Genomic DNA, 15,791 nt, shown 5'->3' with positions numbered 1-15,791 from the left:
CGGGATCGGGCTCCTTTCCCTGCCCATAAAGTGATCTTATGAGCTCATAGACCGGACCCGCGTACCGACTTAGGCTTGCCTTAGCTTAGGCTTCCCCCGAGTTGATCTGTCACCGCTCGAAGGGAACCTGATCATGCCCCGCCCCCTGCGGGTAGCCATCGTCGGAGCCGGCCCCGCCGGGATCTACGCCGCCGACGCGCTGCTCAAGTCCGATGTGGCCGCCGAACCCGGTGTCTCCATCGACCTCTTCGAGCGGATGCCGGCCCCGTTCGGACTGATCCGTTACGGCGTGGCTCCGGACCACCCCCGGATCAAGGGCATCATCACGGCCCTGCACCAGGTGCTCGACAAGCCGCAGATCCGGCTGTTCGGCAACGTCGACTACCCGACCGACATCAACCTGGACGACCTGCGCGCGTTCTACGACGCCGTGATCTTCTCCACGGGCGCGACGGCCGACCGCGAGCTGCGCATACCGGGCATCGAGCTCGACGGCTCCTACGGTGCCGCCGACTTCGTCTCCTGGTACGACGGCCACCCGGACGTGCCGCGCACCTGGCCGCTGGAGGCCGAGAAGGTGGCCGTGCTCGGTGTCGGCAACGTCGCCCTGGACGTGGCCCGCATCCTCGCCAAGACGGCCGACGAGCTGCTGCCGACGGAAATCCCCCCGAACGTCTACGAGGGCCTGAAGGCCAACAAGGCGCTGGAGGTCCACGTCTTCGGCCGCCGCGGCCCGGCGCAGGCGAAGTTCTCCCCGATGGAGCTGCGGGAGCTGGACCACTCCCCGAACATCGAGGTCATCGTCGACCCCGAGGACATCGACTACGACGAGGGCTCGATCGAGACCCGGCGGGGCAACAAGCAGGCCGACATGGTCGCCAAGACCCTGGAGAACTGGGCCATCCGCGACGTCGGCGACCGCCCGCACAAGCTGTTCCTGCACTTCTTCGAGTCGCCGTCGGAGATCCTCGGCGAGGACGGCAAGGTCGTGGGCCTGCGCACCGAGCGCACCGCCCTGGACGGCACGGGCAACGTCAAGGGCACCGGCGAGTTCAAGGACTGGGACGTCACCGCGGTCTACCGCGCGGTCGGCTACCTCTCCGACAAGCTGCCCAAGCTGCCCTGGGACATCGACTCGGGCACGGTCCCGGACGAGGGCGGCCGGGTCATGCAGGAGAGCGGCGAGCACCTCCAGTCGACGTACGTCACCGGCTGGATCCGGCGCGGCCCGGTCGGACTCATCGGCCACACCAAGGGCGACGCCAACGAGACGGTGTCGAACCTCCTGGACGACTTCGCGAACGACCGCCTCCAGAAGCCCGGTTCGCCCGAGCCGGAGGCCGTGGACGCGTTCCTCGCCGAGCGCAACGTCCGCTTCACCACCTGGGAGGGCTGGTACAAGCTGGACGCCGCCGAGAAGGCGCTGGGCGTGCCGCAGGGCCGCGAGCGGGTGAAGCTCGTCGAGCGCGAGGACATGCTGCGCGAGAGCGGCGCCTGATCCACCACCGACGCCGGCCGTGCCGAAGCCTCACCGGGGCCGGCACGTCCGGCGTCGTGCTGTGCTGTGCTGTGCTGTGCTGTGCTGTGCTGTGCGCGGAACCCTCGCCGCCGCCCCGGCGTTCCCTTCGTGTCCGTGCGACCGTGCGGGCCGACGCGGGACGAACGGGGTGGGTGTGGCACGCGTACTGGTCATCGGCGGCGGTATCGCCGGTACGGCGACGGCTCTGGCGCTGCACAAGGCGGGTTTCGAGGCCGTCGTGCACGAGGCCCATCCCGATTCGGCCGAGGACATCGGCGCCTTCCTCACCCTGGCGAGCAACGGCATGCGTGCCCTCGCCCAGGTGGACGCCTCGGCGGCGGTCACCGCGATCGGCTTCCCGCTGACCTCGCTGCGGGTCCTGGACGACGGCGGCGGCGAACTGGCGCACGCGCCCATGGGCGAGACCTCCGACCCGCGCCTGCGCTACCGGTGCCTGCGGCGCGGCGAGCTCAACACCGCGCTCCAGGCGGAGGCCGCCCGCCGCGGTGTCACCGTCCGGCACGGCGCACGGCTCGTCTCCGTCGAGGACGGCCCCGACCGGGTCACCGCCCGCTTCGCCGACGGCACCACGGCGACCGGGGACCTGCTGATCGGCGCAGACGGCCTGAACTCCGCCGTACGCCGGTCGTTCTCCCCCGGCACGCGGCCGCTCCACGCCGGCCAGTACGTCTTCTACGGCTACACGCGCGCCGCGTCCCCTCACGGGCCGGACGCGTGCATCACCATGGTCCGCGGCAGCGGGTCCGCCTTCGGCTACGCGGTGTCGCCCGGCGGGGAGGTGTACTGGTTCGCCCGTGTGACCGGCGAGCCGCTGTCCGCCGAGGAGTTGGCGCAGCGCACTCCCACCGACTGGCGTGATCTCTTGCTGCCGCTGCTGCGCAAGGACACCACACCGGCCGCCGAGCTCGTCGCGGCCACCGGCGACGAGCTCATGGTCACCCATGCCACCGAGATCCCGACCGGCACCCCGTGGCGCTCCGGGCGGACCCTGCTCATCGGCGACGCCGCCCACGCGGCCTCCCCCGCGACCGGCCAGGGTGCCTCGATGGCGCTGGAGGACGCGGTCGTCCTCGCCAAGGCCCTGCGGGACGCCCCCGGCACGGATGCGGCACTCGCCCTCTACGAGACGCTCCGCCGCCCCCGCGTGGAGCACAACATCACCGTCAGCGGCAGCATCTCCCGGGGCACCCCCGCCCCCTCGGCCACCGCCCGCCCCTCGGAGGAGGACCTGGCCGGGCTTCTGGAATGGGAGGCGAACCTCTGGGCCGAGCGGCACCCCCACTAGAATTTGAGCCCGAACGACCTGCGCCAGACGAAGGAGCCGCCCGTGCCCGGCCAGCGATCCATCACCCAAGCCGAGAAGCTCGCGGCCGAGAAGCTCGGCGGGTTCCCGATCCGGCGGGACCAGATGGCGGCCGTGGCGAACATCTACCGGGCCGCCTCCGCGGTGCGCCAGCACCTGGAGAACTCCGTACTGCGCGGCTCGGACCTGACGTGGACGGCGTTCGTCGTGCTGTGGGTGGTCTGGGTGTGGGGTGAGTCGGAGACCCGGCACGTGGCGGAGGAGGCCGGGATCTCCAAGGGCACGCTCACCGGCGTCTCGCGGACCCTGGAGTCGCGCGGGCTGCTGAGCCGCGCCGGGCATCCCACCGACGGGCGGCTCGTGCTGCTCAGGCTCACCGACGAGGGCGAGGAGCTGATGCGCCGCGTCTTCCCGGCGTTCAACGAGGAGGAGGCCTTTGTGACGGCCGGTCTCAGCGACGCCGAGTGCCGGGGCCTCGCGGAGGGGCTGCGACAGGTCGTGCTCCAGGTGGAGGAGCACGGCGAGGAGCGCCGCCGCGAACTGCTCGACGGCTCCGAGCCCGCTCCGCGGCGCAGTGGACGGCGCCCCAAGTCCTGAACCCGGCCGCGAACCGGGCCGGTCAGGAGAACAGCGCCTGGACGTCCGGCTTCTTGCCGCCGAAGATGCCGTCCTCCTCGCCGAGGGCGGCGAGCTTCTCGAGTGAGGCCATGTCCACCTGGGCCGGCCAGCTCGGGAGGATGAGCTCGCTCAGCACATCGCCGCTGATCTTGGTGTAGGTGGTGAGGATCTGCCGGGCCTCGTCCGGATGGCCGGTGGCGTACGCCAGTGACTCCGTCATGGCCTCGGTGAACTTCTTCACCAGTTCCGGGTTCTGCTGCGCGATCTTCGTCGAGGTGAACCAGGTCGCCACGGTGAGCTTCGGGTCGGTCTCGGCGAACGGCGAGGCGATGACCCGGGCGCCCTGCGCCTTGGCCACCGTCTGGGCGGGCTCACCCATCCACGCGGCGTCCACGCGGCCGCCGTCCAGTGCGGCCGGCATCTGGTCGAAGGGGATCTCGACGAACTTCACCTTCGCCGGGTCGCCGCCGTCCTCGCGCACCGACTCGCGGACCGTGGTGTCCCCGATGTTCTGGAGGGTGTTCACGGCGACCGAGCGTCCGGCCAGGTCCTTCGCGGACTTCACCGCGCTGTCCTTCTTCACCAGGACTCCGGTGACGTCGCCTCCCACCTTGCCGTTGGAGGCCGCTCCGTTGACCACGGACTTCACCGGAACGCCCTTGGTCTGGGCGAGCATCAGGGACGTCGTGTTGCTGAAGCCGAACTGGAACTGACCGCTCACCACTCCGGGGATGATCGCCGCACCGCCCTGCGCGGTCACCATCCGCAACGCGATCCCCCGGTCGGCGAAGAAGCCCTTCTTCTGCCCGAGATAGAGCGGCGCCACGTCGACGATGGGGATGACACCGACCGTGACCTGCGACTTCTTCCCTCCGCCCGCGGACGACGTGCCGCCGCTCCCGGAGTCCGACGACCCGCACCCGGCGGCGCCCGCGAGGGTCACCACCGCAACGGCAAGTCCGAGCAAGCGCCTTTGCATGGGGCCCTCCTGACGAGACGGCAGAACGTCTCACGACCCGTCCACTGATGTTGTGCACATCATTGACGCCCGCAATGTACACGCCTACTTTCGCCGGTGTCAGTCCCCCCGACCGCAGGAAATCGGACTGCGCCCAAGGAGCCCACGTCCCGTGACGCACCGCATCCGCACCCGTACGCTCGTCTCCGTGGCGGCACTGCTGCTCGCCGTCCCCCTCACCTCGGCCGCCCGGCCCGCCGAGGACGTCCACGTCGAGGGCCGGCTGCCGTCCGGCGCGACCTACCTCATGGACGTACCGGCCGACTGGAACGGCACGGTCCTCCTCTACAGCCACGGCTACACACCGCCCGGCGTCCCCAACCCGGCCCGCAACGCGCCCGACGACACCACCAAGTCCCTTCTCCTGAAGCAGGGTTACGCGCTCATCGGGTCCTCGTACGCCACCACCGGCTGGGCCGTCACCGAGGCCGTACCCGACCAGCTCGCCACCCTCGACACCTTCACCGCCCGCTTCGGGCGCGCCGGCCGGACCATCGCCTGGGGCACGTCCTACGGCGGTCTCGTCACGACCGCCCTCGCGGAACGCCACGCGTCCCGCCTCGCCGGTTCCCTGTCGATGTGCGGGCTGGTCCAGGGCGGTGTCGCCAACTGGAACAGCACACTGGACCCGGTGTTCGCGCTGAAGACGCTGCTCGCTCCCGGCTCCGGGATCCCGTTGACCGGGCTGCCGGACCCGGCCGCCGCGGCCCGGGCCTCCGACGCCATGACGGCCGTCCTCACCGGGGCCCAGCAGACCGCCGGCGGTCGGGCCCGCATCGCGCTGGCCGCCGCGCTGCACAACATCCCCGGCTGGAACGACCCCGCACAGCCCCGCCCCGCACCCACGGACCGGGACGCCCAGCAGGCCGGCCAGTACCAGGCCGTCGTCGGGCTCGTGAAGTTCCCCGCCTTCGTCTGGCGTCAGGAGGCCGAGTCCCGGGCGGGCGGCAGCATGTCGTGGAACACCGGGGTCGACTACTCCGCGATGCTCCGCGACTCCCCGTACCTCAAGGAGGTCGAGGAGCTGTACGCGAAGGCCGGACTCTCCCTGAAGTCCGACCTCAACACCCTCGACAGGGCCCCGCGCACCCGTGCCGACCGGCACGCCGTGGACTGGATGAGCCGTACGAGCTCCTTCACCGGACGCCTCACCAAGCCCCAGCTGAACATCCACACCACCGGCGACGCACTGATCCCGGTGCAGTCCGAGAGCGCCTACCGCGGGGCCGCCACGGCCGCGGGCTCGGCGGCACTGCTGCGGCAGCGCTATGTCGACAACGCTGGCCACTGCACCTTCAGCCCCGGCGAGCAGATCGCCGCTCTGCACGCGCTGGAGGACCGGATCAGGAGCGGCCGCTGGCTGGGCAGTGCTGCCGCCGCCCTCAACTCCCGTGCCACTGCGGCCGATCCGGCCTCCGAGGCCCGCTACCTGCCCTACACCCCGACCGCCTACCCCCGCCCCTACGACCGTGCCCGTCCTTCCGGCGAGCACCGGAAGTAGCGCCTGGCCGTCACGGTTCCGTGGTCTCGGACTCCAGCCTGGCGCGCGTCGCCGGGCCGTAGACGCCGGAGTCGTCTTGCAGGACGAAGCGGGTGACCTGGTAGGTGCGTACGGCGCTCTGGACCTGCTGGTCGAAGTCGCCGTCGGCCTCCCCGTCGTAGACGCCCGCCTGCCGCAGCCGGAGCTGGAGTTCGACGACCTCGGGCCCCTGGTCGCCGAGACCGAGCACGGGCGGCTGCCCGTTCGACACGGTCGGAGCGGGGGCCACCGTGGCGGTGGCGGCGGCGCTCGACGGGGCCCCGGTCGGCGTGGCGGTGCCCGTCGGGGAGGCGCCGCCACTGGACTCCGCGCTCGGCGAGGAGGAGGGCGGTGCGGACGACTGCGTCGAGGTCGCCGTGGGAGAGGAAGCCGTGCCGGACGGACCGTTCGACGACGGCGGCGGCGCCTCCGGGACGCCCGCGCGCACGCCGCCGGCCACCGAACCGTCCCGGGAAGGGCTGTCGTAGCTGAAGAGCCCGCCGACGAATCCCCCCGTGACCAGGACGGCGACGGCTGCTCCCGCCCCGGCGACGACCAGGGTCCGCCGTCTGCCGCCGCGCGGGGCGCTGTCGGCCAGGTCCTCCTCGCGCGGCTCCTCGCGAGGTACCTGTCCCGGGCCCGCCGGAGCGGTGGTGACGTCGTTCAAGTCCCCGGCGGGGAGCGGCCGTTCCGGTTCCGCGGCCGGGTCGGCGGCTTCTTCGCTGACCTCGACGAAGGGGCGTATGCGCACCGGGTCGAAGTCCTCCGCCGCGGCCGCCTCGGCCGTACGGGACTCCCGGTGGGCCTCGGAAGCGCGATGTGCGCAGGCGCAGGAGGGAGTGCCGTCCGCCGCCCTGGGCGCCCCGCACTCCGGGCAGACGAGGACTGGTGGTTCACTCACGCGCGTTCCCTCTCCCTACGATCTTCATATCGTAGACAGATATGCCGCGCGGAAATTCCACAACTCGTATCGCGCCAGAACCACGGCTTCCGAGGGACCGAGATTCAGCCATCGCGCGTGAAGCCGAGATGAACGGCGGGTCGCACGGGCCGCGAACACCCCTCAATCGGGGGGCACTTGATGAGCCGGAAGCGCTCAAGGCCGCGACAACATGGGGTAACCAGCGGTAACTTCTGTCCCGCCCCGCGCCCTCACCCGTGCCACCCCCTCAGGAGACACCCCCATGCGCAGACTCCTCGCCGCCCTGGCGGCGACCGCCGCCGCCCTCGGCGGCCTCACCGCGGCCGCCCCGTCCGCCACGGCCGCCGACTCGGGCAGCTTCAGCGTCCTCAGCTACAACGTGGCCGGCCTGCCCGAGGCCATCTCCAGCGCCCCGACGCCCCGCGAGCCGAGCACCACGGAGATCGGCCGGCGGATCGCGCCGTACGACATCGTCCACGTGGAGGAGGACTTCAACTACCACGCCCACCTCTACGCGGGCGACACGAACCACGCCTACCGGACCCCCACGAGCGGCGGCGCCGGCATCGGCAGCGGCCTGAACACGCTGTCCAAAATCCCCTACGACGTCGACGACTTCGAGCGGGTGCGCTGGAACTCCTGCCAGGTGGACTCGGGCGACTGCCTGACCCCCAAGGGCTTCACCTTCATGCGGGAGCGGCTCGCCGAGGGGGTCTACATCGACTTCTACAACCTGCACACCAACGCGGGCACCAACGACGGGGACCTCGCCTCACGCGCGGACAACCTCAACCAGCTCACCGCGTTCATCAGGACCCACTCCGCCGGCAACGCCGTCGTGGTCATGGGCGACACCAACACCCGCTACACCCGCTCCGGCGACACCATCGCCGAGTTCGCCGCCGCCAACGGACTCACCGACCCCTGGGTCCAGCTGGTCCGCGGCGGCACCCCGCCGGCCAAGGGCAGCGAGGCCCTGGTCTGCGACCAGAGCGGCACGACGGTCCCCAACACCTGCGAGGTCGTCGACAAGGTCCTCTACCGCGGCAGCCCACTCGTCGCCCTCAACGCCACCTCGTACAACAACGAGCACGCCAAGTTCCTCAACGGCGACAACCTGATGCTCTCCGACCACGACCCCGTCACCGTCGGCTTCACCTGGTCGCGCGCCACCGCCTACCAGCTCAGCGACCAGTTCGGCGGCCCGCACGGCGACTACTTCAACGACATCACCAGCGTCCCCGCCGGCGCCCGCGCCGCCACCATCGGGCTGCGCAGCGGCTCCCGCGTCGACCAGATGAACCTCACCCTGGCGAACGGCACGACCCTCACCCACGGCGGGACGGGCGGCACCGCCTCCTCCCTGACCCTGGGCAGCGGGGAGTACGTGACCACGGCCCAGCTCTGCCAGGGCGAGTACAACGGGCACACACGGATCTTCTCCGCGAAGTTCACCACCAACCTCGGCCGCACGCTGGCCGGAGGCACCACCACCTCCGACTGCGTGACCCGCACCGCCCCCTCCGGCCGGCAGATCGCCGGGTTCCACGGACGCTCGGGAGACGCCGTCGACAAGGTCGGTTTCATCTACACCCAGCGCTGAGCCAACCGCCCCGGGGCGCTGAGCTCCTGAGTGCCCCGGGTGCACAGGAATCACAAAAGAGCGGCGGGACGATTGACGCGGTCATGGCCAGGCCCTACTTTCTGATCGATTTGCCGAACTGCGTTCGAAATACCGGTCATTGAGGTGCCCTCCGCACGCCACCTTGGAGAGCAAGATGAGCGCAAACCCCCACCTGTCCCGCCGCGGCCTCCTGGGCATGACGGCCGCCGTACCGCTCGCCCTGACACTCGGCGCCGGCACCGCGCAGGCCGCCGACTCGGCGTACGCGATGGTCTACTTCACCGAGTCGACCAACCTCGGCGACGGCACGGACTACGGCCTCCATCTGGCCGTCAGCCCCGACGGACTCAACTGGACACCGCTCAACCAGAACAACCCGCTGGTCACCCCCACAGCCGGCGCGCTCGGTCTGCGCGATCCGTTCCTGATGCGGAAGCAGGACGGCACCTTCGTCGTCCTCGCCACCGACCTCAAGGGCACCGACTGGAACTACAACAGCCAGTACATCCACGTCTGGGACTCCGCCGACCTGCGCACCTTCACCGGCTACCGGCGCCTGAAGCTGCACGACATGACGACCCACAGCTGGGCGCCCGAGGCGTTCTGGGACGCGGGCCGCGGCCAGTACGCGGTCATCTACTCGTCGGTGAACAGCAGCGGCCACAACGTCATCATGGTCAACTACACCAGCGACTTCGTCACCGCCTCGGCCCCGCAGGTCTTCTTCGATCCCGGCTACGACGTCATCGACGGCGACATGGCCGTCGGCGTGAACGGCTACAACTACCTCTACTTCAAGAAGAGCGGGACCTTGGTGGGCGCCAGATCCACCTCCCTGAACCCGGGCAGCTTCACCGAGTTCAGCACCGCCGTCTCCCACGGGGGCACCGAGGCCCCGACCCTCGTCAAGTCCCTCACGTCGGGCACCTGGTACCTGTGGGGCGACACCTACACGCCCAACGGCGTCTTCTACGCCTGGCAGTCGGGCAACCTGGCCACCGGCACCTGGACCGCCGTGGACCAGAAGAGCTACACCCAGCCGGTCAACTCCAAGCACTGCGGCATCACCACGATCACCACGGCCGAGTACACCAACCTGCTCGCCAAGTGGGGGGCGCCGACCTGGAACCGGCTCAAGTCCTACAACTACCCGGCCCGTTACGTCCGCCACTCCAACTACGCGGGCCGCATCGACGAGTACCCCGTCGAGCCCTACAAGGACTCCCTGTGGACCCTCGTCCCGGGTCTCGCCGACAACGCCGGCGTCTCCTTCCGGTCGGTCAACTACCCCGACCGCTACCTGCGGCACTACAACTACGCGCTCCAACTCGACGCCAACGACGGCACCTCGACCTTCGCCGGTGACGCGACCTTCTACCGCACGGCCGGCCTCGCGGACACGAGCTGGGCCTCCTTCCGCTCCTACAACAACCCGACCCGCTACATCCGCCACTCCAACTACGTGCTGCGCATCGACCCGGTCTCCACCGCCGCCGAGAAGCAGGACGCAACATTCCGAGTCGGTTACTGATTCAACTGATTCAACCGAAAAGCCCCCTTGGCCCTCCGGCGTTGTATACGCTCCAGGTCTTCTTCACCAGACCTTCACAGGGGGGCTTTTCGATGCGCAGAGGACACATAGCCGCCGCCGTGGCCGCGGGCGCGCTGACCGTGCTGGCCGCGGTTCCGGCCCATGCGGCCGAGTACTCGTCGGCACTGAAGATCAAGGGCGTCCAGTACGACGCCCCGGGCCGGGACTCCAACAGCTGCTCCACCGGCAACACCGACGAGGAGTACCTGACGATCAAGAACTACTCGCGGACCGCGACGGTGAACCTGAAGGGGTACGTCGTCAGGGACTCCACCAGCACCAACAAGTTCACGTTCACGAAGAACCACACGCTCCAGCCCGGCGACTACGTCAAGCTGCGCGGCGGCCGCGGCACCGACTCCGACGCCAACAACGTCGTCTACCGCAACAACTGCAACTTCCTCTGGAACAACGACAAGGACACGATCCGCCTCTACAAGCCCTCGGGCGCGCACGCCGACACCCACGCGTACACCAAGAGCGCCGACGACCGGGACGGCAACGGGTACATCACGTACCACGGCTGACCAGGGCGCGTCCGCTCACGACGGCCAGCGCGGCGGTCAGTGCGACCAGGGCCGCCGCCTGGGTCAGGACACCCACGCGCAGTGCCCCGGGCAGGACGTCGAGCCACGGGTAGACCGCGGTGATCCTGACCACCAGGAGCAGCAGCCCGAGGGCCGCCAGGGCAGCGGCCTCTCCCGCGGGGACGCGGCCCTCGCCCCGCACGCGGTACAGGAGCCAGGCGAGGGCCGCCACGAGGTAGCACGTGACCAGTGCCCAGACGGTGTCGACCCCGCCGGGCAGTGCCACGACGGAGCCGCCCATCAGCACACAGCAGGCGGCGAAGACCAGGCCGGGCGCGCCCGCGGGGAGAACCGCCGGGGGCGCGTCGCGGTGGTGGGCCGCGCACAGAGCCAGCGCCGACGCCCAGGCCAGCACGGCGGCCGCGAGGACGTAGGCGGAGTCCGAGGGGGCGAAGGCGCGGGCCCACAGATCTGCCAGCGGCCAGAGCGTCGGCACGGCCGCGGCGAGCGAGGACACCTGGGCGAGGCGACGGTGGTCGCGCAGGAGGGCGAAGTAGGCGACCGTCCACAGCAGCGGGAGGAACCACTGGACGACCGCGCCCGCACCGGCCCACGCTCCGTGGCCGGCGAAACCGTCCGTGAACATGTCCCACTGGCGTCCGCCGCGGGTGGACGCCCAGGTCAGCTCGAGGACCCGGTCGACCACGGCGGAGGCCGCCTGGAGCAGGACGGCGAAGAGCGCGAAGAGGCGGACGGCCGAGCCGAGCACGGCGTACCGGCGGGGTGCGGCGGGTGCGCCGAGCCTGCTGCGCACGGCCAGCGCGACGATGCTCGCGACCTCCCCGAGGGTGGGCCGGCTCTGCTCCTGGGTCTCCGGGTCGACGTCCCAGAGGTAGGTCTCGACCATCTCCTCCTCGCGCTCGCGCCGGTAGTAGGCGGGCAGCAGGCGCAGGACGGCGCGGTAACGGGTTTCGAGCAGCGTCGTCATGCCAGACCTCCGGCGAGTCCGGGCCCGGTGGCGGGCGCGTCGGTGATTGCGGGGCCGCGACGTCCCTCGGCGATCCGCTTCTTCGCGGCGCTCGCGCCGGCGGCCAGCCGCTCCGCCTCGGCGGCCAGGGCCGCCGTCCCCTCGTCGGTGAGGCGGTAGTAGCGCCGGAGCCTGCCCTGCTGCACCTCCTCGTGGTCCAGCACGATCAGCGCATCGGCGGTGAGCCGGTCCAGCACGCCGTAGAGGGTGCCGACGCGCATCTGCACGGCCCCCTCGGAGAGTTCCTCGACCTCGCGCAGGATGCCGTAGCCGTGCCGCGGCTGGTCGGCGAGGGCGGTCAGTACGAAGAACGCCGCCTGTGTCATGTTCCTCGGTGCCATGAACACGAATATATCGGCTCCCGATATATTCAGCCAGCCGAATCGCCGGTGCGCGGGGTCGGGACCGCGAACAGGGCCCGCCCCAATGCGGATGGTGGGCGGGCCCTGTTCGAGAGGTCATTTTGGCGTGCCGGGGCGTGAACAGGGCACGAGTGAACCGTCGTTGCTCTGTGCGCGGCGTGTGCGCCCCGTGTGCGCGGGGCAGATCATGAGGAGCGCCCCGTTCGCCCGGCACCGTGTGCCGGGCGTGTCCGCCTGCCGGACCCGCCTGGTCCGTACGGGTCGGCGGCGACGATACTTGGCCCTGGCACGCACCACCCCCTCCCACAGATGGACCCATGTCAAGCACTCCCACGGCAGACCCCACGGCACCCTCCACCGTCTGGCTGGCCCGCGGCCGCCATCTCGGATCCGACGCGGCCGACGTCCTGCGCGGAAACCTGGAGCGACTGAAGGAGAGCGCGACCCTCGACGACTTCCAGGAGCCGACGTCCGAGACCGGGGACGCCCCGGAGCGGATCTTCGAGGCCCGCTGGCGGGTGGCCGACGAGGTGACCGTCCGGGCCCGGCTCTCGCTCTCCCCCGTGGCGAGCGGCGGACAGGAGTGGGTGCTGGCGGCCGAGGCGGAACAGCCGTGGGATCTGCGCTGGCCGTCGCCCGCGACCATGTTCTGGCCGGACAGCGGGCGACGTCTTCTGGGACCGTGACGCCGCCACGGGGCTGCGGCTCAGGGACCTGAGCGTGCTGCCCGAGGAGGACAAGGACGTACGGCGGGTGCTCCGGCAGGCCGTGCGGGGCAGCTGGGCGGTCCATGTCGTCGTCCACGAGGCCATGACCACCGACCAGCGCGGCCGCCGCCCGCTGGCGGACATGCTGCCGCCGAGCCTGCGCCACCGGGTGGTCGAGCACCGGGCGCAGCCGCACCAGCTGCGCGTCCTGAACTGGGCCGTGAAGGAGTTCGGCGTCGAGGTGCCGCGCGGCGGTGCCGTGGTGCTGCCCGGGACGCCGGTGCCGCCCGGCTACGACGGCCGGGACTTCTCCGTTCGCAGTGTGTTCCTCGACGGCTCGGAACCCACCGAGCTGATCGCGACGGTGACGCGCTACGCCGCGATGCCCAAGCCGCTGCCCGAGGGCGGGGAGGCGGCCGTGACCGCGCTGCGGGAGCAGTGGCAGCTCCTGACGCTTCAGGAGGAACTCGAACGCGAGCGCGCGCTCGTGACCATGTACGCCGAGGCGCTGGAGGCCATGACGAAGTCCCGGGACCTGTACCGGGAGGCAGCCGAGCGGGCCAACGAGGCGCTGGCGATCTACCGCGAGAACGCCCCGGCGCCGCAGCCCCGGACGGACCCGGAGACCACCTCGCCCTTGCAGCAGTTGACGAAGACGTTCGGTCGCTGGAAGGACGGGCTGCGGCCCGCGGCCCGCGACGAGGACCAGGACCGGCAGATCAGCTGAAGAGCGGGAAGCGGTCCGCGTCCGCGCCGAGGGCGAGGCGTTCGGCGTCCGTCAGCGGTGTGCGTCCGGTGGCGGCGCGGGCGTAGTGCTCGTCGCTCCAGTCGAGCGGCACGGGCCGGCCGAGGAGACCGTCCAGGGTGGCCCGCACCGCGGCCAGGCCCGCCGGGGACGGTCCGGCGGCCCCCGGCAGGTCGGTGACGAGGTCGAGGTGGTGGATTGTCGCCTCGACGGCGAGGGTGAGCACGAGGTCGCCGGCGGTCAGCACATGTCCCTGGGTGGAGACCCGCAGGTCCGGCCGGGCGTCCGCGGCGGCGTTCACGGTGGCCGCGGCGGTCTCCAGGTACAGCTCGCGCAGCCGGCCGAAGTCGAGGAACATGCTGGCGCTCACCCGGTTCCAGCGCCGGCCGTGCGCGGCGCCGACCGGGTCCGGCGCCCAGTCCCGCCAGTAGGTCACCGCGTCCCGGTCGGCCGGCCCGGCCGCGGGCGTGTGCAGGGCGACCAGGGTCCGCTGGGCGTCCCCGGCGCAGTGGAAGACCAGGTCGCGCACCGCCCAGCCCGCGCAGCCGGTGGGCAGCCAGGACTCCTCGTCGCCGAGGGGGCGTACGACGGCCGCGAAGGCCCCGTAGGCGGCGCGCAGCACGTCGGTGTCCATGGCGCCAGCCTAGGCGGGGCTCAGTCGCGGCGTGACGGGAGGTGTCGCAGGGCCCGCTGTGGATACGCGGTGGGGACAGCACTTCGGTCCGTCCGGAAGGTCACCGTCATGAGCGGCGAGAACAGCGACAGCGCCACCTGCTCGGAGACGAAACTCACGGTCAACGGCGAACCCCGCACCCTCCTCGTCGACCACCGGCGCGTCCTGCTCGACGTCCTGCGCGAGGACCTGGACCTGTGCGGTGCCCGGAAGGGCTGCGACCACGGGCAGTGCGGGGCCTGCACGGTCCTGGTGGACGGGCGCCGCGTCAACAGCTGCCTGCTGCTCGCGGTCGCCCTGGACGGCAGCGAGGTCCGCACCGTCGAGGGTCTCGGCGGCGAGGGCGACGAACTGCACCCCCTGCAGCGGGCCTTCCTGGACCGCGACGCCTTCCAGTGCGGTTACTGCACCCCCGGCCAGCTCTGCTCGGCGCTCGGCATGCTCGACGAGGCCGCGGCGGGCCACCCCTCGCACGTCACCGGCGACCCCTCCGCCGACGGTCCCGAACCCGGCCGTCCGGTGCCGCTGGACCGGGACGAGATCCGCGAGCGGCTCAGCGGCAACCTGTGCCGCTGCGGCGCCTATCCCCGCATCGTCGATGCGGTCGAGGACGTGATCCGGTGAAGACCTTCGACTACGTACGGGCCACCAGCGCCGAGGAGGCGGCGGAGCTCTACGCCGCTCACCCCGGCGCCCGCTACCTCGGCGGCGGCACCAACCTCGTCGACCTGATGAAGCTCGGCGTCGAACAGCCCGACGTGCTCGTCGACGTCAGCCGGCTGCCCCTGGACGAGGTCCAGGAACTCCCGGACGGCTCGCTGCGCGTCGGCGCCATGGTCCGCAACAGCGACATGGCGGCCCACCCGCTCGTCCGCACCCGCCACCCGGTCCTCTCCCAGGCCCTGCTCGCGGGCGCCTCGGGCCAGCTGCGCAACGCGGCCACCACGGGCGGCAACCTGCTCCAGCGCACCCGCTGCCCCTACTTCCAGGACGTCTCCAAACCGTGCAACAAGCGGGCGCCGGGCAGCGGTTGCGGCGCGCGGGAGGGCGTGCACCGGGACCACGCGGTCCTCGGGCACTCCCCGCACTGCATCGCCACCCACCCCTCGGACATGGCGGTCGCGCTCGCCGCGCTGGACGCCCGCGTCGAGCTGTACGGCACCGAGGGCGCCCGGAGCGTCCCCGTGGCCGACTTCCACCGCCTGCCGGGGGAACACCCCGAGCGGGACACCGAGATCCTCCCGGGCGAGCTCATCACCGGAGTGCTGCTGCCGGTGGCCCCGGCCGGGCTGCCGTCCGCCTACCGCAAGGCCAGGGACCGGGCGTCGTACGCCTTCGCCCTCGCTTCCGTGGCCGTCGTGGTGCGGGTGACGGACGGGGTCGTCGACCATGCCGGGATCGCCTTCGGCGCGCTGGCCCACCGGCCGTGGCGGGCCCGCCGCGCCGAGGAGGCACTGGTGGGCGCCGCGCCCACCACGGCGGCCTTCGAGCACGCGGTCGACCTGGAACTCTCCGCCGCCGAGCCGCTGCGGGACAACGCCTACAAACTGCCCCTCGCGCGCTCGCTCGCCCTGGACGTCCTGACGCGGCTGACCGCGGCCGCCAGGACCTGAGG

At 71.5% G+C, this 15,791-nt stretch carries 14 protein-coding genes and 1 pseudogene; 10 read left to right on the top strand and 5 right to left on the bottom strand.

Features of this window, described 5'->3' with window-relative positions:
* Positions 1-133: 133 nt before the first annotated feature.
* From M2163_RS42630 to M2163_RS42620, 3 genes are all read left to right on the top strand, one after another.
* Complete coding sequence (locus M2163_RS42630) at positions 134-1,498, top strand: FAD-dependent oxidoreductase (protein ID WP_280896716.1); 1,365 nt, start codon at positions 134-136, stop codon at positions 1,496-1,498.
* 175 nt (positions 1,499-1,673) lie between these two features.
* Complete coding sequence (locus M2163_RS42625; protein WP_280896715.1) at positions 1,674-2,825, top strand: NAD(P)/FAD-dependent oxidoreductase; 1,152 nt, start codon at positions 1,674-1,676, stop codon at positions 2,823-2,825.
* A gap of 42 nt (positions 2,826-2,867) precedes the next feature.
* On the top strand, positions 2,868-3,440 hold the full coding sequence (locus tag M2163_RS42620) for a MarR family transcriptional regulator (RefSeq protein WP_280847503.1): 573 nt from the start codon (positions 2,868-2,870) through the stop codon (positions 3,438-3,440).
* Positions 3,441-3,462: 22 nt separating this feature from the next.
* Here M2163_RS42620 and M2163_RS42615 read toward each other — a convergent pair whose 3' ends face one another.
* Positions 3,463-4,440 carry an ABC transporter substrate-binding protein gene (locus M2163_RS42615; RefSeq protein ID WP_280896714.1) on the bottom strand — a complete coding sequence of 326 codons (978 nt, stop codon included), beginning with the start codon at positions 4,438-4,440 and terminating at the stop codon, positions 3,463-3,465.
* Between the two features lie 151 nt (positions 4,441-4,591).
* On the opposite strand from M2163_RS42615, the gene M2163_RS42610 reads away from it, so the two are divergent.
* Positions 4,592-5,980, top strand: coding sequence for a hypothetical protein (locus M2163_RS42610; RefSeq protein ID WP_280847505.1), 1,389 nt, complete (start codon positions 4,592-4,594; stop codon positions 5,978-5,980).
* A gap of 10 nt (positions 5,981-5,990) precedes the next feature.
* Here M2163_RS42610 and M2163_RS42605 read toward each other — a convergent pair whose 3' ends face one another.
* On the bottom strand, positions 5,991-6,899 hold the full coding sequence (locus M2163_RS42605) for a peptidoglycan-binding domain-containing protein (RefSeq protein WP_280896713.1): 909 nt from the start codon (positions 6,897-6,899) through the stop codon (positions 5,991-5,993).
* Between the two features lie 283 nt (positions 6,900-7,182).
* Here M2163_RS42605 and M2163_RS42600 point away from each other — a divergent pair, with 283 nt between their 5' ends.
* The 3 genes from M2163_RS42600 (at position 7,183) to M2163_RS42590 (ending at position 10,662) form a co-directional block, all read left to right on the top strand.
* Positions 7,183-8,523 carry a jacalin-like lectin gene (locus M2163_RS42600; protein WP_280896712.1) on the top strand — a complete coding sequence of 447 codons (1,341 nt, stop codon included), beginning with the start codon at positions 7,183-7,185 and terminating at the stop codon, positions 8,521-8,523.
* A 175-nt stretch (positions 8,524-8,698) separates the two neighbouring features.
* Complete coding sequence (locus tag M2163_RS42595) at positions 8,699-10,075, top strand: glycoside hydrolase family 43 protein (RefSeq protein WP_280896711.1); 1,377 nt, start codon at positions 8,699-8,701, stop codon at positions 10,073-10,075.
* Positions 10,076-10,167: 92 nt separating this feature from the next.
* Positions 10,168-10,662 carry a lamin tail domain-containing protein gene (locus tag M2163_RS42590; RefSeq protein WP_280847508.1) on the top strand — a complete coding sequence of 165 codons (495 nt, stop codon included), beginning with the start codon at positions 10,168-10,170 and terminating at the stop codon, positions 10,660-10,662.
* Here the strand turns inward: M2163_RS42590 and M2163_RS42585 are convergent.
* Positions 10,646-11,650: a hypothetical protein gene (locus M2163_RS42585; protein WP_280847509.1), complete on the bottom strand. Its 1,005-nt coding sequence runs from the start codon at positions 11,648-11,650 to the stop codon at positions 10,646-10,648. The two genes, M2163_RS42590 and M2163_RS42585, sit on opposite strands and share 17 nt — an antisense overlap.
* Positions 11,647-12,015: a PadR family transcriptional regulator gene (locus tag M2163_RS42580; RefSeq protein WP_280897403.1), complete on the bottom strand. Its 369-nt coding sequence runs from the start codon at positions 12,013-12,015 to the stop codon at positions 11,647-11,649. The genes M2163_RS42585 and M2163_RS42580 overlap by 4 nt, the downstream gene beginning before the upstream one ends.
* A gap of 353 nt (positions 12,016-12,368) precedes the next feature.
* Here M2163_RS42580 and M2163_RS42575 point away from each other — a divergent pair.
* Positions 12,369-13,485 (top strand): annotated as a pseudogene (locus M2163_RS42575) (hypothetical protein).
* Here M2163_RS42575 and M2163_RS42570 read toward each other — a convergent pair.
* Positions 13,478-14,137, bottom strand: a complete 660-nt coding sequence (locus M2163_RS42570) for a maleylpyruvate isomerase N-terminal domain-containing protein (RefSeq protein WP_280896710.1) — start codon at positions 14,135-14,137, stop codon at positions 13,478-13,480. The pseudogene M2163_RS42575 and the gene M2163_RS42570 overlap by 8 nt on opposite strands.
* 108 nt (positions 14,138-14,245) lie before the next feature.
* Here M2163_RS42570 and M2163_RS42565 point away from each other — a divergent pair, with 108 nt between their 5' ends.
* Positions 14,246-14,800, top strand: coding sequence for a 2Fe-2S iron-sulfur cluster-binding protein (locus M2163_RS42565; RefSeq protein WP_280847512.1), 555 nt, complete (start codon positions 14,246-14,248; stop codon positions 14,798-14,800).
* Entirely contained in the window at positions 14,797-15,789 is a 993-nt protein-coding gene (locus tag M2163_RS42560; protein ID WP_280896709.1) for a xanthine dehydrogenase family protein subunit M, read from the top strand. The genes M2163_RS42565 and M2163_RS42560 overlap by 4 nt, the downstream gene beginning before the upstream one ends.
* Positions 15,790-15,791: the final 2 nt, after the last annotated feature.

Origin of the sequence: Streptomyces sp. SAI-135 (assembly GCF_029893805.1) — a bacterium.
Classification (GTDB): domain Bacteria; phylum Actinomycetota; class Actinomycetes; order Streptomycetales; family Streptomycetaceae; genus Streptomyces.
The sequence above is the reverse complement of the archived record's forward strand: the minus strand, read 5'-3'. Positions and strand labels throughout refer to the sequence as shown.